This is a genomic window from Paenibacillus sp. FSL R5-0914, assembly GCF_038004525.1.
GTDB lineage: Bacteria > Bacillota > Bacilli > Paenibacillales > Paenibacillaceae > Paenibacillus_AQ.
In genome coordinates this window covers 2,051,577-2,073,564 of the sequence record NZ_JBBORH010000001.1, presented here as the reverse complement: position 1 = coordinate 2,073,564, position 21,988 = coordinate 2,051,577, and the positions used below count along the sequence as shown (strand labels likewise).

15 protein-coding genes and 1 riboswitch are annotated in these 21,988 nt (G+C 47.2%); of the genes, 2 read left to right on the top strand and 13 right to left on the bottom strand.

The features are described 5' to 3' along the window. Positions 1-8: 8 nt before the first annotated feature. Together MKX60_RS09115 and MKX60_RS09110 are read right to left on the bottom strand one after the other, a co-directional pair. Positions 9-1,901 carry an LTA synthase family protein gene (locus MKX60_RS09115; protein ID WP_341059560.1) on the bottom strand — a complete coding sequence of 631 codons (1,893 nt, stop codon included), beginning with the start codon at positions 1,899-1,901 and terminating at the stop codon, positions 9-11. A 198-nt stretch (positions 1,902-2,099) separates the two neighbouring features. Next, positions 2,100-3,437, bottom strand: a complete 1,338-nt coding sequence (locus MKX60_RS09110; RefSeq protein ID WP_341059558.1) for a 5'-deoxyadenosine deaminase — start codon at positions 3,435-3,437, stop codon at positions 2,100-2,102. 67 nt (positions 3,438-3,504) lie between these two features. Beyond that, positions 3,505-3,604: riboswitch (purine riboswitch) on the bottom strand. A gap of 258 nt (positions 3,605-3,862) precedes the next feature. Here MKX60_RS09110 and MKX60_RS09105 point away from each other — a divergent pair. After that, entirely contained in the window at positions 3,863-4,342 is a 480-nt protein-coding gene (locus tag MKX60_RS09105) for a DL-endopeptidase inhibitor IseA family protein (protein ID WP_076285969.1), read from the top strand. A gap of 61 nt (positions 4,343-4,403) precedes the next feature. Here the strand turns inward: MKX60_RS09105 and MKX60_RS09100 are convergent, their stop codons facing one another. The 6 genes from MKX60_RS09100 to MKX60_RS09075 all read right to left on the bottom strand — a co-directional run bounded on the left by MKX60_RS09100 (position 4,404) and on the right by MKX60_RS09075 (position 11,877). After that, a complete protein-coding gene (locus MKX60_RS09100; RefSeq protein ID WP_042191497.1) occupies positions 4,404-4,931 on the bottom strand; it encodes a GNAT family N-acetyltransferase in 528 nt (175 codons plus the stop codon). A 206-nt stretch (positions 4,932-5,137) separates the two neighbouring features. Beyond that, entirely contained in the window at positions 5,138-5,554 is a 417-nt protein-coding gene (locus MKX60_RS09095; protein WP_076285968.1) for a hypothetical protein, read from the bottom strand. A 4-nt stretch (positions 5,555-5,558) separates the two neighbouring features. Continuing rightward, complete coding sequence (locus MKX60_RS09090) at positions 5,559-5,861, bottom strand: hypothetical protein (RefSeq protein WP_042130853.1); 303 nt, start codon at positions 5,859-5,861, stop codon at positions 5,559-5,561. Beyond that, the gene (locus MKX60_RS09085; RefSeq protein WP_042191502.1) at positions 5,858-6,202 is read right to left on the bottom strand and encodes a hypothetical protein; all 345 of its coding nucleotides are present in this window, start codon (positions 6,200-6,202) and stop codon (positions 5,858-5,860) included. Before MKX60_RS09085 ends, MKX60_RS09090 begins: the two co-directional genes overlap by 4 nt. A gap of 24 nt (positions 6,203-6,226) precedes the next feature. Next, positions 6,227-6,514, bottom strand: a complete 288-nt coding sequence (locus MKX60_RS09080) for a hypothetical protein (RefSeq protein ID WP_042191504.1) — start codon at positions 6,512-6,514, stop codon at positions 6,227-6,229. A 203-nt stretch (positions 6,515-6,717) separates the two neighbouring features. After that, positions 6,718-11,877: a glycosyl hydrolase family 8 gene (locus MKX60_RS09075; RefSeq protein ID WP_341059556.1), complete on the bottom strand. Its 5,160-nt coding sequence runs from the start codon at positions 11,875-11,877 to the stop codon at positions 6,718-6,720. Positions 11,878-12,162: 285 nt separating this feature from the next. Between MKX60_RS09075 and MKX60_RS09070 the strand changes: the two genes are divergently transcribed. Beyond that, positions 12,163-13,026, top strand: coding sequence for an AraC family transcriptional regulator (locus MKX60_RS09070; RefSeq protein WP_341059554.1), 864 nt, complete (start codon positions 12,163-12,165; stop codon positions 13,024-13,026). A gap of 178 nt (positions 13,027-13,204) precedes the next feature. Here the strand turns inward: MKX60_RS09070 and MKX60_RS09065 are convergent, their stop codons facing one another. The 5 genes from MKX60_RS09065 to MKX60_RS09045 all read right to left on the bottom strand — a co-directional run bounded on the left by MKX60_RS09065 (position 13,205) and on the right by MKX60_RS09045 (position 21,973). After that, positions 13,205-13,936 carry a sugar phosphate nucleotidyltransferase gene (locus tag MKX60_RS09065; RefSeq protein ID WP_042191506.1) on the bottom strand — a complete coding sequence of 244 codons (732 nt, stop codon included), beginning with the start codon at positions 13,934-13,936 and terminating at the stop codon, positions 13,205-13,207. A gap of 47 nt (positions 13,937-13,983) precedes the next feature. Next, positions 13,984-14,721 carry a glycosyltransferase family 2 protein gene (locus MKX60_RS09060; protein WP_341059552.1) on the bottom strand — a complete coding sequence of 246 codons (738 nt, stop codon included), beginning with the start codon at positions 14,719-14,721 and terminating at the stop codon, positions 13,984-13,986. Further along, positions 14,718-15,701 carry a glycosyltransferase family 2 protein gene (locus MKX60_RS09055; RefSeq protein WP_341059550.1) on the bottom strand — a complete coding sequence of 328 codons (984 nt, stop codon included), beginning with the start codon at positions 15,699-15,701 and terminating at the stop codon, positions 14,718-14,720. The genes MKX60_RS09060 and MKX60_RS09055 overlap by 4 nt, the downstream gene beginning before the upstream one ends. Continuing rightward, positions 15,698-16,540 carry a glycosyltransferase family 2 protein gene (locus MKX60_RS09050; RefSeq protein ID WP_305953491.1) on the bottom strand — a complete coding sequence of 281 codons (843 nt, stop codon included), beginning with the start codon at positions 16,538-16,540 and terminating at the stop codon, positions 15,698-15,700. The genes MKX60_RS09055 and MKX60_RS09050 overlap by 4 nt, the downstream gene beginning before the upstream one ends. A 207-nt stretch (positions 16,541-16,747) precedes the next feature. Further along, the gene (locus MKX60_RS09045) at positions 16,748-21,973 is read right to left on the bottom strand and encodes a WIAG-tail domain (RefSeq protein WP_341059548.1); all 5,226 of its coding nucleotides are present in this window, start codon (positions 21,971-21,973) and stop codon (positions 16,748-16,750) included. Between the last annotated feature and the right edge of the window lie 15 nt (positions 21,974-21,988).

Sequence of the window (21,988 nt, the reverse complement as noted above, 5' to 3'; positions counted from 1 at the left end):
GATTCCCCCTATCTCTGTGGTAACAGCTTCACATATTCGTCGGACAAATTCATTAGCTTCAATACATACTCATAATCGCTCTGATATTTCGAGAAGTCCGTTACCGGCTTGAGCGTATCCAGCGACACAGCTTCACCATCTGCAAATCCTTTTCCAGGGACATAGAGAATGTCATCATTAAAGAAGGAGCCGGAAGGCAAATAATATCTCATCCCTAACACATTACGATCAATGTTGAGCAAGTCATGACCAAAGGCTGTATAACCTTCTTGTTGTAGTGAAACACCCATTAAATTAGCAATCGTAGGAAGGATATCTAGTTGTCCTCCCGTACGCTCTACTACCTTCCCTTGCTCCATTCCCGGCACACGCACAATGAGTGGAATATTAAAGCGGCTGATCCGGGAATCATATGGAACACCAAGTGCACTTTCCACTTGCTCTGGCGGAACGTCCTGAGGCTGCAGGCCAAAGTGGTCGCCATACATGACCAGAACAGTGTTATCCCACAATCCATTTTCTTTCAAACCTTCTATTAAAGTACCTATGGCATAATCAGTATAGTTTATAGCAGTCAAATAATCACCAAGCATCGTATCCTTCAAATTATCAGGCACAGTGATTTTCTTAAAGGAATCTGGGATTTTGAAAGGATGATGACTGGATGCTGTCACCATCTGTGCGTAGAAGGGAGTTCCCTTCTTCTTCAGCTCTGTCAATTTCTCGACACCCGTAATATACAGTTGTTCATCGGAAGCACCAAACGCATTAAAATGATCATTCGTAAAATAATCTTTGTCATAATAACCATTAAACCCAAGCGCCGGATATAGCTCATTCCGATTCCAAAACCCTACTTTATTCACATGAAAGGTGTATGCCTCATACCCTTTATCTCTTAGCAGTCGTGGTAAGCTTGGCAATTCTCTGTCCCCGAATCCGGTAGACATGGCCAAAGTACCAATCGGATAAATAGACGTATTGCTCATGAATTCAGCGTCAGATGTATTCCCTGGACCAATCTGCTGGTAAACATGAGGAAAATAAAAGCCCTCATCCGCTAACTTATTCATGACTGGCGTCAATTCTTGACCATCCAGGGATTGATGTAGTGGGAAATTCTGAAAAGCTTCTAATTGTAGCACAATTACATTTTTACCCTTTTGTGAGCCAAAATAATCAGGAGTCGTACCCGCCGGCTTGTCACTATATGGATAAGAATATTGCAGCGCGTCAACCTTCGCAATCGTATCCTTAATATCACCCGTTCCAATGAGATTGTTATCTTCATTAATCTTAATCGCCGCAACGACTTCATAATTTAGAAATCCGGCAGTTTCCGCCTGTACAAGCTCATTTGTAATCCCCCGTGCAGAGTGGACAGAATATGCCGATAAAGAAAAGCCTCCAATAATGGATACCAGAATCACCACCACATGCACGAATCCTGTCTTCCGGGAACTAAAGCGTTCACGCGGGTAGGTCTTTCCTTGTTTCCATCTGCGAATCAAACCATAGATAGCGAAGATGACAAAATCCACGAAGAATAAGTAATCAATACTCTTTATGGTAGATTCTACGCTTGCCTTCACTTGAAATACCTGATTGATTTCAGATAAGGCCAGGTAGGTTGGAACAGAACCAAAGTGATTAAAATATACAGCGGCTGCGAACAGCAACAGCGATAAAAAGCCGTTAAATATCCAATAGACGGTTGTTCTCACCCTAGATGGCGTAATCACCGTTAAAATCCCCATAATAAAAAGGACTGGCGCTACATCCGCTGCAATCCATTCCCAAGCAATTCTATCAAAGAACAACACTCTCAGAAGCAACAGCTTTAACCATAACAATATAACAACGATAAAAAAATGGGCGCGATCCGGCCCTTGCTTTTTCACTTATAATCCCCTCTTACATGTTCATTTGTTCGAAATATCAAATCTATTCTAGTAATTTGTAAAATATCAGGTTGTTCTAGTATAACAATACTTACTTTTTTTATCAAAATGGTAGAATTATCTTCCACTCAAAAAAAGAGATGCCCCGCTGCTCTTTCGGCATTGGAACATCCCTGTTAACTATGAGTTGATCAATCTTCAGACGATTGAAGTATACTTAAGCAATCTTTTAATAGAACGGTTCGCTTCATTTAACACAACTTCCTTATCTACAGTCTTCAGCAGACCTCTTTCCATCACAATCTCCCCGTCGATAATCGTAGTTTCCACATCTGCCCGGGTAGCTGAATATACAATTCTAGAGATGGGATCTACGTCATAGGAGGGGAAGGTATGGAAACTGAAGAGATTCAGGAGCACTAGGTCTGCTTTTTTACCCACCTCGATACTACCGATCTTATCTTCCATCCCTACCGCTTTTGCCCCACCTATAGTTGCCATACGAAATACACTGCGGGCATCCATCGTCGTAGGTCCATGTTGAGGCTTCTGAATAATTGCCGCGAGCCGCATTTCATTAAACATATCCAGATTGTTATTGCACGGTGCACCGTCAGCACCCAGACTTAGTGACACATGATCATGGAGCATCCCCGGTGTATCAGCAATTCCAGACGCTAGTTTCAGATTTGAGCCAGGGCAATGACTTACATGAACTCCACGATCCCGCAATATGCGCCGCTCCTCAACATCCAGCCATACACAATGCGCCAGTATTAAGCGCTCATTAGCTAATCCTAGATGGTCCAGATAGACGATGTTACGCATCCCGGTCATCGCCTGTACAATCTCAATCTCCCCTAAATTCTCAGAAGCATGGGTGTGCACCTTCACATCATACCTTGCGGAGAGATCTCGTACCTCGGTTAACAAGGGTTCGGTGCAGGATATTACAAAACGCGGAGAGAACGCATATTGAATCCTTCCATTGCCATAGCCATTCCATTTTTCAAGCAAATCCACACTTTCCTGTAAAGAAGAAGCGGTATCCTCCTGCAGTGCTTCAGGCACATCTCCTCCTTTTTGATCCATCATCACCTTACCGGACAAAGCACGTATTCCACTTTTAGCAATGGCCTGAAAAGCATAGTCCGTATGGTGAACAGTCTCCATATCAACAATCGTAGTGGTTCCGCTGGAAATCAGTTCTCCAATACCGAGCATCGCCGAATAATAAAGGGATTCCTCATCATGCGCTGCCTCTAACGGCCAAATCCGTTTACGCAGCCAGTCCATAAGCTCCAGATCATCTCCCTTCCCACGGAATAACGTCTGGCATAAATGAATATGCGTCTGAACAAAACCGGGAATTAACGTACGGTTCGTGGCATCGATGACCTTTTCGTCTCCCTGCGGGATCAGACCAATGCCGATTTCTACGATGATATCATCCTTAATTCGAACATCCCCGACAATAATTTCCTCCTGTTTGTTCATTGTAATGATCTCAGCATCTTTGATCAGAATGCTCCCCATTGTCCTTATCCCCCTCATTGTTCATTCGTTTGCCGTTTCACGGTGTAACACAAAAAGGCCACAAAAATATGCCGTAGCATATTTTCGTAGCCAGAAATTTACGGTTTCCGGTAGAGAACCCTTAAACCAATTATTAAGGACATACGAAAAGAGAAGCTATTCTATTCCAAATTTGAATAAATCAATCATAAGACAAAGACATGTTTAATGTCAACAAAAGTTATTTAAACTAACACAAATTTCTTAATTAGATCTGTTTACAATTAAAAATAATGATTATCTCTATTTTCATGTAATAAAACATGACTTTAATTATGATTTCCCACGCTATTTATCAATGTTTCTTAAGTTCCGCTTTTATACTCGTCCTATCACCCGAACCGATAGCTTCGCTTTTAATAAAGTAATAGCGAGGAGGAGATCAAATGCCAACAATTTCTCAAACCCCAAATGAGTTGCAAGCATTCATCGCCGCTGCTGAAAAAGTATGGTTCGAGGTCTACGATTCTGCCGATTCTCGTAGAGTGATCCGCGTTGATGGCGCCGATTATTATCGTCTGCCGGTTAGATTCAGTACCAGAGCTAAGGTCATTTCGTATTTTAGAAAGTACTGGGGCATTACAATGAGCAACACCATGTTCTGTAATTTAAAAACCGTTTCTAGAAACAACAGGCTTTATGTAATATCGGGAGATACAGGAACCATTGCTTTTATCCCAAGAAGACTCACCGTTACGGGTCGCACATCAACAAGAATACGCCTTACAGCAGTTCTGTCCATTGATGATATGAGCGATGAAGATATCGTTAACGTTCGTTACCTGATCGGCGTATCCGGTAGAAGGCTTCTTATCCTTAACCGGGATCAAAAAAATACCGATACTCGATATCAGACATGCCGTTAAGGGAATAAAGAAAAAAGGTCCAGAGGTTAACCCTCTGAACCTTTTTTTATGTTAAAGCTTCCTAACTATGTTCCGGTTTCAGCACCTTCTCGAATACTGGAAAGTTCGCCGTGCGGTTCGGAAAACCCACTTCACCTCTATGGTCATAACCAAGGCGAGGATAGATTTCCAATGCTCTAGTATTCTTCGCATAAGTATCCAGCCGAATACTTGTGTAACCATTACGCGCTGCGTAATCCTCCGCGAAAGCAATTAGCCTAGTCGCAATCCCTTTTCCCTGAATATGTGGATGAACTGCTAAACGATGCATAATCAGATGTGGCCCTTGATTTTGCTTCCACTCGATCTTCTTATATTCCTCAGAAGCATTCTCATCCAGTACAAGAATACCCGCGATAGCTTGATCTTCTTCACATACATATAAGGTACCCTGTGCGATATCCAGTTCGATAATCTCTTTATTCGGATAGCTCTCATCCCACTGGTCGCTTCCAGCGGCCTGCATAACTTGTACACATTTTGAGATCAATTCCATGATCTCTTCGATCTCATCCTGTCTAGCTTTTCTGATCCCATTTCCTACTTGCATCCTGCTATCCCCTCTTTCTTATCGACATCTGAAAACCTCTGAATAGATTCTCGTTTTAGAAGTCTATCATATTCGGAGACAAATTCCGATAGTAGGATGATTCCAGAGAGGATGCAATCCCTCTAAGCTGAGGGACACGAAAGATCAGAATAACACGTCATAGATTAGATCTCCGGGTCCCTTCCTCTTAACTTACCTGCCGCTGCTCAATTAAACTCCAGCTTATGCCCGTCCTCGAAGCCCTTGGCGAAACCGGCGTCGAACCCCACGTTGTATGCTTCTGTGTACCCCTGCTGAAAGGCGTCTGCCGGTGGCGTTTCCGGCGAAACGCCAAGGTCCGGGGGGAGCGGAATGACCTGCGGGGCAGGTGGAGCCTCGATAACCGGCACTACATGAACTGGTGCTTGTATAACCCTCACCTTTCGAACAAGCTTGCGGCGGAGTCTTCTTTTCTTTCGTACCAAAAGCCCCTTCTTCGTCTTTCCATAACGAACGACTTTCCGAGAAAGTCCTCTGCGGGGTTTGCGGGCTAGACCTCTACGCACTTTCGTTTTCCGCGAGAGCAGTAGTGTGCGTCTGCGGGTTCTGCCTGAACGTAATGTTCTAAGGCTCTTTTTCTTCATGCTTCTATTCCTCCTGTGCTCCATGATCTCTGGAGGTTCCTACGGCGTATGCCTTGCTCAGCCATGGCGCAGCAGGAATTCCCCGTTTCGGTTGATGTAGTGAAATCCCGGACATCATCCGGCACATCGCGCTCTGATACCCACTTAAGATTCTGATATTGTCGCTCAATTTGCGGGCCGTCAGCTCAGATTGCCCCGTCAATTCGGCGATGCTCTCCAAGATGGCCGCCAAAGCAGCCTGACTGCGCGAAATGGAGCGGATCATCTCCAGCTTGACGGCATGTTCAGAGAGACGGTCCCCGCTCATTTGCTGTCTTCTCCAAAACTGAACCCATCACCTGACATGTCTCCAAAACCTTCCCCGCCACCATCATCTTCACCACTGCCCAGCACTGCTTTTAAATTGCTGTAGAGTCCATTCTCCAGTTTAGTCAGCCCTTCGACCATTTCCACGATAACTTCGTGAATGGAGAGGGATTCCTTCAGCTGCTCTTCATGAGATTCGAAAGCTCTAGCGTGGATATGATGTTGTGCCCACTGTTTTACCTTTTCAGCTTCAACCGCCTTAGCTTCCAGAATCATTGCAATGTTCCACTGGATAGTGGCGGTCGACTCCAGCATTTGCAGATAAGCCTTTTCTCTGCTCATCATCCGCCTCCTGCTCCTATAGCGTTACTCTTCTTCTTGGCCGTTCAATTCCTTAATTACTCTGCCTACCCCTTCAGCCATCGCTTCTTCCAGATCTGCAAGTGCATTCAAGTAAGCAATAATATTCTTGTTTACTTGAGTTGAGCTTTCGATCATCCCGCTGATACCGTCAAAACCGGGATCTGCATCTGGCAGATCGTGGACAATTTGCGACATACGGACAGCCACGTGGCGCTCGGCATCTAGTATCCGCGCCATCTGTTCGTGCGTATGGGCCATGTGCTGCAGGACTTTTGTTATTTTATTCTGCACCTTCATGTCTCCTTTGCTCAAACGCCCTGCTACAGCATATGCGGCAGAAGCCGGGACGGTGCCGAGGATATAAAGGCAAGTTACGTCTCTAAACAAGCGGATTGGCGGACTCAGGATACTTTAGAAAATTGCAACAGGCCGTGTAAATGGAAAATAAAAGGCCAACAGCCCGGTCCATTGGAACGGGCTGTTGGTCTTTTGGATTAATAATATTTATTGATGATTCTGTAAAAGAAAACCGCCGTTTCGGCGCGGGTTGCAGCTCCCGTTGGATGGAGCAATTTCCCGTCACCAAGGACAATGCCCTCTCTGACTAGTACGGCTACTGCCTTCACGGCATAATCAGCCACTTTGGAGGCATCCGCAAATTTGCCAAGGTCGGAGATGGAACCGGCCTCTGCTAATTTTCCTGACTTCTGCAATGCTCTTACGATGAATACCATCATATCCTGCCGGGAAATCTCTGCTCCCGGATTGAACCTGTTGCCGCCGACTCCGCTGGCAATGCCCAATTGTTTGGCGATTCCCAGCGCTTCATAATAGTATGCGTCCTGATCGGCATCCGCAAAGCTCACTTCAAAACCAGCCTTTAAATTAAACGCTCTGACCAGAAGCAATATAAAGTCCGCTCTTTTCATCTTGGCGCCCGGTTCAAAGGAAGTACTCGACGTTCCCTGAACGATTCCTTTAGCCGCCAGAGCTTCAATAGCCTCTTTGGCCCACAAATGACTGCCGATATCACTGAAAACAGGTTTCTTTGGCTGCAGTTCCGGTGTTGGTGCCGGTGTTGTCGACGGACCTTCACTTGGCTTCGGAGCTGCCGGCGTTGGCGTTGGAGTCGGGTTACCACCTCCACCGCTGCCCGAGCCACCGTCCCCGCTGGCCTTTAATGTAGATACGATTCTCACATTGCTTATCTTGGACGTATTTCCTGCTGCATCAACAGCTATAATATAGTATTTGTACTGGGTATCCGCAGATAAACCGCTATCTCTGTATTCTGTTGCCTCCAGGGTCTTGATTTCAACGTCATTGCGGTAAATCCTGTATCCCGTTACTCCCAAATTATCCGTGGAAGGTGTCCATTTTAGATCAATGGCAGAGCTGGATACCGCTTCCGCTCTCTCTATTGTTGGTTCCATGGGAGCCTCAGTATCAACGATGGTTGGTGTCCACCAGTTGCCGGATGCCACAATCATGCTGAGCAGACGCAGATTATTGCCAAAATATAAATCGTCTTCGGTGGAAACAGCCGCATTATAATCCCATAATCTATTCAGCCACTCCTGATTGGATGAATCGATCATGGCGCTGACCATCATTGGTGCGGAGAAGGATGTGTCTGCATAATCATTGATTGCTTCTGTGCCGTCCAGCTTATATCCCGCAAGGATCTTGGCCGGATCATTATCCGCCTTAGCCCGAATCCAGCGGTTCAGCGTGCTGAGCTGCTCTTTAGCCCGGTTATCACCTGTCAGGAGATAATCCGTACTTATCCGCCAGGGAATACGGGAAGAGTTGTAGTTGTAATCCCCGTCATTTTCCGATTCCAGGAAGTATCCATCCGGGGTATCCCATATTTTCTGGCTTACCGGTTTGTATTGCCCATCCGTATCATCCTTGAATACAAAATCCGGCAACAAACCGGCTTTGGGACTGTAATTTTCATACAGACTATTAATGATGTTGTAAGTCTTATCGGTAACACGATCCCAATTGAGGTCTCCGGATACATTTTTAAAATCTTTCAGATGCTGCAGCATAAAATCGGAAGGACGTGTAGCATTGCCGAACATGGAATCATTGTCACTGACCCAATCCGCCAATTTCAATGTCCACTCGGAATGGTTGACATCGCTTTTCATAATAGCGTTGATTACCTTTTTGGCCTGGGACAAGTAGTTAATTTCCCCGCTGCTGCCCCATTGGCTGTCGGCAAGCAGAAGAGCGTAAGCAATATCCATATCGCCGTCGGTTGCCGAATCCACACCATTGATATCAATAATTTCGGTGCCGGTATCCGCTTGCTGCCATGCCATTAAATCGGGATTGATTTCACTTGGATGTGCTCTGAAATAGCGATACATCCCGTCAAAATACTTCTTAGCCTCCGGATCATGACCCGCGAGCAAAGCGGTAATCAGCATTCCGTAGCCATGCGCTTCTGAAACTGTAATCTCGTTATTCTCAAACCAATCTCCGTCGCTATACCACACGTAATACTGGTCTGACTGATATGGATTTTGTTTCAGATATTTTGTTTTCCACTCGTTATATAATCTGCCTACCGTAGCGTCCAGTTGGGCCTGAGTCAAGTGATTCGGCTTAATGGAGCCGGCCACATAAGACGTATGCTGCGGAAATGCCTTATGGACACCCTCTCCAGTGGATGAAGGTTTGGTCTTTACTTGAACGGTATTGCTCGCCAGCGATTCCTTCTCTTCTGCATTATAGGCCTTCACAGTATAACTATAGGCCGTATCCGGAGTTAACCCGGTATCGCCATAGGATATTTCCTTCGTCGTGCCGACCTTGCTGCCGTTGCGGTATACGTTGTAGCCCGCTGCCTGAATATTGCCGGCCGATGCCGTCCATTTCAAGTTGATTTGGTAAGGAGAAACCGCAGTGCCTTTTAAATCTGAAGGTGCTGAAGGCGGCTCCGACTCGCTTGGACCTTCGATTGTACTGACTTCGACCGGATCTGAATTGATTCTTGTGCCGACCGCTTTGACAATAAATTCATATTTTTTCGCAGGATTGATATCATCTACCGTGTAGGTGTATTCCGTTTGACCTTCCGCTGCTGGCACATATATACTCCAGTGTGTCTTCACCTTGTCATTCTTCTCATAAATCCGGAATCCTCTTACAGGTTCTGTACTTGCGGAAGGTGCACTCCAGGTCAGAACCGCCTTGCTGCCGTTCAATTTCACCTTCACCGCTTCCGCCGGGTCCGGCTTGGTGTCCGTTCGCTTGATCCCATACTTGTCATATGCTTTTAGGCCGTCGCCAACGGTGTCCGGCTGATTCTCATCCGCTACGGCTGCGGTATATGCTGTAAAGGAAAGCACCCGGTCTGTGATGGAAACATCCGTAAACATCTTCTTCTCCGGCTGTTCGTCGATGGCTGCAAAGTAATCATCATAAGGAACCGGATTCCCGTTTTCGTCCTGAATCTCGCGGGGTTCTCCATTCTCATCCAGTTCATATTGATTGTTCTTATAATAGAATTTATTTCCGAATGCATTGGACATGAGATAGACCGTGCCTTTGGGGTTGAGTGCATTGCCCTCTCCATCAAATGTCAGCTTCTCCTTGGGAATAACTTCATCATTGTACATTTGGAAGGATCTCATATACATATGATCATGGGCCTCGAACACCATATCGATGCCCATCTCGTCAAAGGCAGGAATCAGGTATTTCTTGTAAAACTGGACGCGATCGTCTTCCCATTGTGCAGAGTTGTCGCCTGCTGCATAGGGGCTTTTGTGAAAAGTAACAAACTTCCACTTCTTGTCGCTGCGGGCGACCGTACTCTTCATCCAGGCCACTTGGTCCCAGAATTGGTCATCTGCCCATTCCACTTCTTTCCCATTCTCTGCAAGTGCCCCCGAATACTGCGAATTGAAGACAAGATAGAGTGCATCACCGTATTCAAAAGAATACACAGAGCCTTCATGAGTATCAGCAACAACCTGTTTCGGCAAGTTGAAATGGTTGTAGAAGTTGTTATTCGGCGTCGTCTCGTCTCCGTCATAATCCATGACCTCATGACCGCCAAGTACAGGCACATATGGCACTTGCAGCAATTGATTCTGGGCTGCTCCGAGCATCCATTGCCACTGCTCCTCCAAATCACCGTTATCCACCAGATCTCCGGCGCTGATCAGGAATTTAGGGTCGCCTATATAATCAACTGCTTTCCGGAAGGTATCACCCCAAGGCTCAAAGTCAGACTTGCTGGAAGCCTGTGAATCGGAACCGGCGATAAAACGGAAAGGCTGGTGGCCGGCAGCATCGGTAGTGAACGAGCCGATAGAGCTCCAATCACCTGATTTGCCGTTACCTACCCGAAACTTGTAAGCTGTTCCCGGTTGAAGCTGGTCTGCAATGACTTTATGACTAATAAATTTCGTTTTATGGTTCGTGCTTCTGTCGCTTTTACTCATAAAGGTCTCAATTTCTTCGGCCTCTCCCTGATAAGTCAAAGCCCCGTTCTCCGGGAAAATGTTCCCCATAACCTTTGAGGCTTCTATAACCTGTACCACAGTATCCGTCATTGCATCCGTGTACCAGGCCAAGGCAATGCTCGTCTTTGGATCTCCGTTAAACGTCATATTGATGGATTTTGGAGCAAGAGGCGAATCCTGAACGCCAAAACTCCAGGAAACTTCCCGAACTAGAGGCACAAGATCTGCCCCCTTGATAAGCTCCTTGGGTATAGTTACCGTGTAAGACTTCCCATAAGTCAACGGAGGATGGTTTATCCGCAAAGTATCTCTGTTTAAGACTTCAAGTGTAACCCCATCAACCGGTTGATCGTTCTCATCGGAAAATCGGACAGCATAACCCGGATCAAGGGCAATGGCCTTGTTGAATTTGATTTCAACGGGAGCTTCGGGAGACACATTTCCAGAACCGTCTGAAGGCTGCTGGACAAGATCTACGGTAGGAATGACAGGTTCTTTCCCCGGGATCGGCTCGCCGGACACCTTGATATTTCGGATTCTACTGGAACCTGAACCCCCTATGCCCTCATCATTCCCCCTGGTGTTGCTATCGGAGCTGACGATCCAGCGAATATATAATATTTCCCGATCATTGCTGTTCGGAAGGGGAGTATTCACCAATCTGCAGGTATCTCCCGGGCAATCAAAACTGGAGACGGCCATTTTAAGATTCGTATTCGGCACATCCTCCCACGTTTGTCGGTCTACACTCGTCTGCACTTTAAAATCACGCGGACCTGACCCGGATGAATTTTGCTCAGAGGATAAGGTGATCTTCTCAAACCCGGTTGTAGACACGGTAGCAAGCCAATACTTTTTCCCGTTTCCATTGTCCCAGCCCTGATAGCTGATCGCTTTCTTACTTACATCCACATCCTCGAACACACCGCCTACATTGCGAAAAGTAGACGCTGTCTCATAGATACCGTATGTAGCCGAGATTACCCCCACATTTTCAGCGGCCTCATCAAACACCCATTCGGCAATCGTCTTTACACCGGTTATTGAATCTGAACCGACAGCATCTGGTGCAGGTGCAGCATTTGCAATCTGGAATGGCAGCAGTATAAGCACGAGCAACAAAGAAATGGATTGGTGCAGCCTTCTTTTCAAATGACCCTTCTTTTGCACTCTCGTTCCCTCTTTTCGCAGATAATAGTTTAAGCGCTTTAACTTTCACTTGCAGCGGACCCTGATTTTCTTTTCCCCTCCTTAAATACGATTTATATGTAAATATAGCGCATTCATTTCTATTCAATCTCTGCATATTTTGTTATTGTTAATGATTTTCTACTTTTACCGCTATTTAATTTCTATCCTGTTCAACAGGTCAATGAACGTGATACGATTGATTCAGGTATGGATCATGTTTCTGCGAGGATCATTCCCGCCGGATTGGAGATGACACCCCTGGAAATGAACTTCTATAAGTCTGATCCCTTTCACATTAGCCGAGAGAAAAAAAATGTCTCAAGTATGCCTTCAAATCATTATCACGATGCTTATGAAATTCTCTACTTAGTGTCTGGAGAGCTGTACTATTTTATAGAAGACCGAACCTTTCAAATCGTCAGCGGGGTTTTATTGTTCATTAACGCTAATGACCTGCACAGACTGATTAATGTAAACGGTACGATGTACGAAAGAGTTACTTTATTGTTTAAAAGGGAGTTCCTTCGTGACTTTTTTGCGGACAGCCCTCTTCCATGTGACCTCTTCTCCTGCTTTCACTCCAGATCAAATGCGATCAAGTTAAGCGGCAACGACCAGATCTTTGTCGAAAATCTTTTTAGCAAATTGATTCATGAAGACACCAAGAGACCTCCAAATTTCGACTACTATCGGAAAATCCTGTTGATGGAGCTGCTGATCTTCATCCAACGAAAAAAGCTTCCGGATCAAAACGAGCATTTTGTAGAAACGAACCGGACCCATAAGAAAATTTCCCAAATCATCCATTTCATCAACGGTAACTTCGCTGAGCCTCTGTCTCTGGAATACATATCGGACAGGTTCTCCATAAGCACCTCCCATTTAAGCCGAACGTTCAAGGACACAACCGGTTTTACTTTCAGCGAATATGTAAATAACACCCGCCTCAAAGAAGCCCGCTCTCTGCTGCAGGACTCCAAATTAACCGTTTCGGAAATCGCTGAGCGTGCAGGATTTGGTAACCTGACCCATTTTGGAAGAGTATTTAAAACCATGACCGGAACCTCACCGCTCAAATACCGCAAACAGAACCGGGTTGATGAAGATAATATCTCTACGCAAGCTTGAGATCAGGTCCTTCGTCCGGACTGCTGCGCCAATCAAGAAAAAACGGGAGCCGTCCATAAGGACGACCCCCGTTTCTCGTAGAAATATAAGCAAAGTATGGTGAAAGATATACTTTCTTATAGTTTATAAAAAAGGAGTGCCCGACCCAAGTCCGGCCACTCCACGTTACCGCTGCCACTTATGGCAGTGCATCCTTCAGCTTCTCTCCCGCCTCCCGCAGAGACTGGAACGTCCCCGCATCGCTCCACCAATCCTTGAGAACATCATAGCTGAGCCTGCGGTTAGCAGCATATATATTATTTACATCGGTAATCTCCAGTTCCCCCCTCTTGGAAGGGGATACTTGGCGGATGATGTCAAACACAGCTTCATCGTACATATAAATACCTGTTACGCAAAATTTGGTCTTGGGATGCTCAGGTTTCTCTTCGATATAAGCAATCCATGCGGAATCTTGACTATCGAACACGGGAACACCGTATCTACGTGCGTCGTCCACCGGCTTCAGCAATACCTTGGCTGTACCTTCAGGCTGCCGGAGATAGCTCTCCACGTAAGGCGTCAGATCATCCATAAACAGATTATCACCAAGCAATACGACAAACCGTTCCCCAGGGAAAATGAATCCTTCTGCTAAATCGAGAGCCTCTGCAATGCCTCCAGCAGCTTCCTGAATCTTATAAGTCAGAGATACACCAAATGCTGCACCGCTGCCTAAAAAATCCGTATACAGACCAGCAGATTGCTTGCTGATGACCAGAAGAATGTCGGTAATCCCTCCCCGGCGAAGCCGATCTATGCCGTAACAGACCATAGGATATTTGCCGACCGGAAGCAAATGTTTGTTCATAAGCCGGGTCAGCGGTTGAAGTCTGGATCCTGTTCCGCCCGCCAGTATGACTCCTTTCACTTACTTTCCTCCTCTTTATCTAAGTCCTTTGCCTTCGGATCTGCACTTTATATGAAACTCGTTGGATCCACATTCCATTTGTTCATAAAGAGCTTACGATTTCGTTCCACCAGCTCCTGTAGCCCGGTGTGGTATACCTGCTTGAAGCTCGCACTTCCTTCATGGTGTACAAGGCAATCCCCTGCGACGAGCAATCGGTATCCCTTTAGCCTGGCGCGATAACAATAGTCATCATCCTCGTAATGTCCAGGTGAGTATCTCTCATCCAACAGACCTACGGAAGTAAGTAGCTCTCTTTTGAATAAAAAACATAATCCTACCAAACGTTTAGTCTCCAACCATTTTTGAGGATTGGAACGGTTAGTTATCTCTGCAGCCTTATGAAAATCTAACAGACTTTCATAATCAGTCTTCACCTGTTGACGTCCACTCGCATAGTTTGTCACTGGCCCAACAATACCAACTTCAGGAGCACTATATAGCGATCTCTTCAGATTAGTTAACCATCTATGGGAAACCACCACATCATTATTCAGCAGTAACAAATCATCCCCTGATGCTAGCAGTAGACCCAAATTGCAGGCGGATGGAAAGCCTCGATTCTCAGGCAATGAAATAAACGTTATACGATTCGCGCGGCAATAGGCATCCGTTCCATCTGATGAAGCATTATCTACAACGATGATCTCGTAAGGCAGTGGAGTATAAGCACGTATCGATTCCACACAGGACCGCAGCAGTGGCAACGCGTTGTAGGTCGGAATAATAATACTAGTCATCGTCATATCCGGTTCCTCCAAGCGGCTACTTGTCTGCGGTATTCACGCTGCTTTTCGCTATTAAGTAGGCCCCCGTCATCTCGACGGGAAAGCACCTCAAGGAGAGCCTCTGCATGATCCCCTATGATCAGTTTCTCCACAGCATTTCCAGCGCCTATGTTCGCTTGACGCAGCCGATTATGCTTAATCACATTCACCGTTCCAACTTTCTCCACCCTTAGCTTCTCTAATACAGAACGAGCTTGGGCTTTAGGAGGAACTATTAATTCACGGTAGCCTATAGTCTCAAGTGCTCTCCGTGAAAGCGCGTGAGGAACAGCCGTCATAGAGCTAACTCCGAGATCGTACCGTCCAAGAGCATAATTCAGAAACAGCTTGCTGCGAGTAACATCATCGCATAATCCAAAAGAAGGCATCAGTGGATCCAAATCATTAAGAGCCACGTCAATTCCACCATCTACAGCAGCTGTGAATAATCCGAGCTGAGATGCAGGGATAACCATATCTCCGTCCAGGAAGAGCAGAATATCTCCTCGACTCAGCTTCGCACCAATAGCCCGCCCTACATCATGTCCAACTGACTCCGGACAATGCACAACTATAGCTTGACGATGTTGTCTGGAAATGGGAAAGCTGCTATCGCTGCAACCGTTAAGCACGACGATAATTTCAGTAGGTCCCAGCCGCGATACCTGTTGCAGCAGACGTCCCAAGGTCTGCTCCTCGTTACGCGCGGAGATAATAACTGACAAGGTCCCACGTAAGCTCGGTAAATTCAGCACCTCGCGACCTACCTTGGATTGCCGAGACAGAATCGGTGGCCGAGCGGTAGGGGTGCCTCTTTTTACCGAACGATTCGCTACCCTTTGGCGGGGTGCCAGTGTTGTTTTGGCCTGACTAGATGCTGAACTTTTCTTTACCGTACGAGTTGCTGTTCCTCGTCGAACGGCAGAGCTACCAGATACTTGTAACAGAGCAACCATCATCTCACCATCTCTCTGCGCCGGGTTCCGTCGCTGAACCCCGCCCTGTTTCCCCGGTGTTCAAGCAAGAGGGATACAGCCTCCATATGATCTGCTGTAATCAACTGCTGCAAAGGATCTGTGCCATCTTCCTTACGTCTGACCGCATTCAGTTTCCCTACATGCACTTTGTGAGCAGCTACCACACGTAAACCACTCAGAACTGCCTGAGCATGTGCCAGAGGGGGACGAGATAATGATTGACTCCCTAAGATTTCAAGCGCTCTTCGGCTGATTGCGTGCGGAACCGCCGTCATCGAACATCCTTTTAGATCCGGACGGCCAAGCAAAATATTAAGTGCATGTTTGGACAGCACCACCGGATGGGGCGAAAGTCTCCGTACCGGTCCGGAATAATCATTAAGCGCTATGTCTGCGCCACCACTAATGGCGGTGACGAAAGGACGTAGCCCCGAGGCAGGAATCACTAAATCTCCATCGGTAAACAAGAGAACCTCTCCCTTAGCTACCTCTGCTCCGACACTGCGACCAGCGTCGTGTCCCAGCGGCAACTCATAGGAAATAACATGCGCACCAAGCGAAAGGGCAATTTCTGCCGTTTGATCGGCTGATCCGTTGACGATTACAATAACCTCGCAGCGCGGATGGACCCTTCTAGCTCCGGATATCACTCCCGCAATGGTCTTCGCTTCGTTCATGGCAGGAATAATAACAGAAACATAGGGATTTGGATGGTTAACGATAGGGATTGCGGCGACTTGCCGCACTGGGCGTGAAGTCCGCCGTTTGATCCGAGAGACCCGCCGTCCCGTGCGGCGGGCAGAAGTACGTTTGGGCTTCATGCTCATCCACCTTCCTTACAGAGCCTATTCGTCAGGCTGAGGGTTACATCACAGTTTATGTACTACGCCGAACAGGGTAACGGCCTTTGTCTCCTGTCATGTGGAAAACAGGACAAATGTACTCACCCTCTTAATTGCTAGGAGGACAACACAACAAAAAGCGCAGCCATCGGCTGCGCTTAGCATTTTGTACATCATCATTGCGAATTAATCAAACACACGATCATCCACTGCCGGTCTGGCTAATGGAGCGCCGATAGCAATCCAAGAGATGACCCCATAGAAATGCGGAGTTTCGCGCAGTCGCACCACTTGTATCACTGCATCTCCATTGGCTCTGCTCTTTAAGGAAGCATAGAAGTAAGGTTGATTCGTCATGGCGACGAGCACATAACCGGTATGACCAAAGTTCTCATCGAACGATACGGTCACTTCCACACTCTCAGCATCCCCATTGAACATGAATGCTGTCATTCCAAACTGCTGAAGCGCTTCTCGCTTACCTGCAGTCTGAATCGGACTGAAGGATAGATGCTCAGCATTTACAGAACTCGGTGCCAAATGGAACCCATTTACTGCGCCGGGGGCAATATGATAATCTTGAACGCTCTCTTCCTCTAGATGACGCGCTTGAATAGAAAATGAAGAGATCTTCGAAGCAACCACCGCTTCGTCCTGAAGCTCTTTCGTGCCTACACTACCCTCAATCAGATGAACGGAATCAATACTGTCTGCCTTCAGCTTGGCTCCATCGATGCTTGCATCCGGAAGCAGCGCTGAGGTGCGAGTTTCATCTGCGAGATGCTCCAATTTGATGATACCAGGCTGCAAGTGCCGATCCTCTACGATTTTGTCAGCCAGATGCTCTCCGTACACACTCCACGACTGCAAATGTAAAGCATTCACTGAGCCTTCGGCTAACTTTTCTTCAGTAATACTGCCTTGCGGCAATAGATCGGAACTGCGGACCTCTTCTGACAAATGCTTCAAGGTGATGCTGTCTGATCGAATGTGATGACCATCCACCGCTTCCTCTACCAAATGCCCACCAAAGACGCTACCTGGGGCCAAATGGAATGATTGGATAGTTCCGCCTTCAATCTTTCCACCTGTTATGCTGCCATCCGGCAACAGATCGGAGCTGTGCACCTCTTCTGACAGATGCTTCAAGGTGATACACCCAGATCGCAGATGACGGCTATCTATCGTATCCCCCGCTAAATGCCCCCCATACACGCTGCCTGGGGCCAGATGGAAAGCATGAATGGATCCACCCTCCAGCTTCTTACCAGGAATGCTACCATCTGGCAGCAGATCAGAACTACGAACCTCTTCTGACAGATGAGCCAGAGTAATCTCTCCGTGCCGGATATGACGGCCTTTTACTGTACTTGGACTCAGGTGACTTCCATTTACACTTCCAGGCACAAGATGATTTGAATCTACGGATGCTTTTGCCAACTTCTCTCCGGTAAGGCTGCCGTCCGGCAGCAGATCAGAACTACGAACCTCTTCTGACAGATGAGCTAGGGTGATTTCACCGTATGCGATATGACGTCCTTCTACTGTACCCGGGCTCAGATGACTACCATCCACACTTTCTGGTACAAGATGAACTGAATCTACGGATTCTTCTGCCAGCTTCTCACCCGTAATGCTACCATCTGGCAGGAAATCGGAGCTGCGTGTTTCTGGTGCTAGATGAGCCAGGGTAATCTCACCGTACCCGATATGACGTCGTTCTACTGCACCTGAGCTCAAATGACTGCCATCTACACTTCCTGGTGCCAGATGGTTTGAATCTACGGATTCTTCTGCCAGCTTCTCTCCGGTAATGCTGCCGTCCGGCAGTAATTCTGAGCTGCGTGTCTCTGGTGCTAGATGAGCCATTGTAATCTCACCATACCCGATATGATGGCCTTCTACTGCACCCGAACTCAGATGACTACTCCCTACACTTCCAGGTTCAAGATGAATAGAACTAACGGATTCTTCTGCCAGCTTCTCACCGGTAATGCTACCGTCCGGCAGCAATTCAGAGCTACGTGTTTCTTTTGCCAAATGAGCTAACGTAATCTCACCATTTCGGATATGACGGCCTTCCACTGCGTCTGGACTCAAATGACTGCCATCTACACTTCCTGGTATTAGATGATTTGAATCTACGGATTCTACTGCCAGCTTCTCACCGGTAATGCTACCGTCCGGCAGCAATTCAGAGCTACGTGTTTCTTTTGCCAAATGAGCTAACGTAATCTCACCATTTCGGATATGACGGCCTTCCACTGCGTCCGGACTCAAATGACTGCCATCTACACTTCCTGGTATTAGATGATTTGAATCTACGGATTCTACTGCCAGCTTCTCACTGGTGATACTACCGTCGGGTAACAATTCAGAGCTGCGCGTTTCTTTTGCCAAATGATCTAACGTAATCTCACCATTTCGGATATGACGGCCTTCCACTGCATCCGGACTCAGATGACTGCCATCCACACTTCCAGGTATTAAATGATTTGAATTTACAGATTCTCTCGCCAGCTTTTCTCTGGTAATACTGCCATCTGGAAGCAAGTCTGCGCTACGTGCATCTTTGGCTAGATGAGCTAAGGTGATTTCACCGTACCCGATATGGCGGCCTTCTACTGTATCCGGGCTCAGATGGCTGCCATTCACACTTCCAGGTATAAGATGATTTGAGTTCACAGATTCTTCCGCCAGCTTTTCTCTGGTAATACTGCCATCTGGGAGCAAGTCTGCGCTACGTGCATCTTTGGCTAGATGAGCTAAGGTGATTTCACTGTGCCCAATATGACGTCCCTTCACTGTATCCGAGCTCAGATGACTGCCATCTACACTTCCGGCCATGAGATGAATAGAACCTACGGATTCCTCAGCGAGCTTCTCGCCGGTAATACTACCGTTAGGCAGTAGCTCAGAGCTAAACGTTTCTTCTGCCAAATGAGCCAGTGTGATTTCACCATGCTGAATGTGACGACCTTCTACTGCACCCAGCCTCAGATGACTTCCGTCTACACTTGCGGGTACTAGATGAATAGAATCTACGGATTCTTCTGCGAGCTTCTCTCCGGTAACACTGCCTTCTGGCAGCAAGTCGGAACTACGTGCATCTTCGGCTAGATGAGCCAGCTTGATCTCACCATGCCCGATATGACGTCCTTCAATCGTATCCATACATAGATGGCTGCCGTCTACACTGCCCGGTGAAAGATGCTGGGAATCCACAGCCCCTTTGGCCAGCTTAGACCCGCTAATGCTGCCCTCCTGTATTTGAATCGAAGAGATGGAATTAGGAATGATATGACCATTTCCGATGGACAACGGCCGGATATGCGCCCCGCCGATACTTCCCGGATTCATATGTCTGCTCTGAACCGCACTGTCACTAATGGATTTTGAATGAACTGCATTCACAGATAAATGCTCTGCCTGAACTGCCGACACTGCTAATTTACTGGAATCCACACTTCCATCAGCAAGCTTAGCCGATGTGACCGATAAATCACTAATCTTATCCGTCGATACACTTTCCGGGGACAGCTTTAACGATGTCACCACATGATCTGCCAGATGATGTGGCTGCACTGCCCCAGCGGCCAAATGAATCTCTCTCACCGAAGCAGAAGCCAGCTTATCGCCTGAAACCGAACCGGACTGAATCGCAGCAGTAGTCACACTATTTTCTCCGAGATGTCTCCGTTCCACAGCTCCAGTGGCAAGATGATCTTTATCCACTACAGCATCCTGCAAGGCACGACCGCTCACGCTGGCATCTGCTAGATGTTTCTCCTCCACTGCACAAAAAGCGATATGCTCACCACTTACCACTTCACGAGCAATCGTACTTCCAATGACCGATCCTGCTGCTAGTTTAGCCGAGCTCACCACTCCGTCCGCTAACTTGGCGGAAGTAACGCTCTGTGGACGCAGGTGCTCCGCACCCACAGACTCTGAGGCCAGCTTTTCTCCAGTAACAGCACCAGAGGATAGATGTTCCGTATGAACAGCTTCATCCATAAGCTGCTCCGAGCCTACCGCTTCCGAAGCTAAATGGGAGTGGTTCACAGCCTCACGTTCCAGATGATTAGAGGAAACAGCTTGCATAGCAATTTGCGGTCCGCGTATGGCGGATTTGGCAATATGTCTGGTGGTTACAGCTTCATCTGCTAGCTTATGTGCGAGTATGCTTTGATCAGCGATTTTCGATGAGGTGACCGCTTGCTCAACCAGCTGTGCAGTACCTACCGCACCCTCTGTTAGCTTTAAAAAGGAGATACTTCGGTCAGCTAGATGGCGACTCGTTATTTCCCCGTCGCTGATATGGGAACCGTGTACGCTTTCTGCACTTAGATGGATGCTTCTCACTACTTCTGCACCTAGCTGCTTGGAACCAATAGCACCATCCGCTACATGTGCGCCTTCGATTACACCCGACTGGAGCTGCTCCTTGCCGATCAGCTTGCTGGCAAGCTGCCCTGGTCCGATCGCTCCCGGAGCCAAATGTCTAGCGGTTATCAAAGCATCGCTAAGATGGCGACCCTCAATCACAGCATCAGCCAGTTTGGAGCTGCTGATTTCACCATCGGCTATTATATCGCCAGATACTGCTGCATCAGCTAGCTTGGAACGGTCAATACTCCCGTTTGCGATGTGGCGGCCTGTGATGCTGCTGCTTCCTATTTTCTCACCAGTAACCGCTCCATCTTCCAGTAGATCAGCCGTAATAATCAGATCGCTCAAATGACGGCTCTCAATTGATTTATCCGCAATTTGACCGCCGCCGATAATCCGATCAGCCAGCTTCTCTGGACTAATACTACCGTTCTTCAGCTTCTCTCCACTGATGGAATGATCCAGCAGTTTACCGCCACTTACGCTTCCTTCAGCTAAATGTTCACCCACAATGGATTCAGGCGCGATTTTCGAAGAAGTAACTGCCTTGTCCGCGATATTGATGCTCTGTACAGCGTAATCTTGCAACCATGGTGTACCAATAATGCCGAACTTCAGCTTAGAACCGTCAATGGTACGTGGAGCGATTTTAGCTCCTGTAACTGCTGCATCCGATAGATCATCTGTATAAACGGGCTGGAACCGCTCTTTTTCAGGAGCGAACCAAATCGTCTCAGGAAGATTATCCGCCTGTTTCTGAAGCTGCTCTTCCACTATAGGCTCTGGCTCTGGTTGCAGAACTGGTACGGAAATTGATTCCTCTTGAACGACTTCAGCGATTGCTCCTCCACTTACCTGAACATCAGCGAGCTCTGCTTTACTGACTCCGTCATTGCTGCTCCCCGAATCCTTAGAACTGCCTTTGCTTTCCAGCATGCTCAGTTCCTTTATATTGGGATTATCTACATAGTAGAGTCGTTTTTGTGGACTGCGCGGCTGCTTTTTTTTGGAACCCCTCACAAGCAGTCTCCTCCT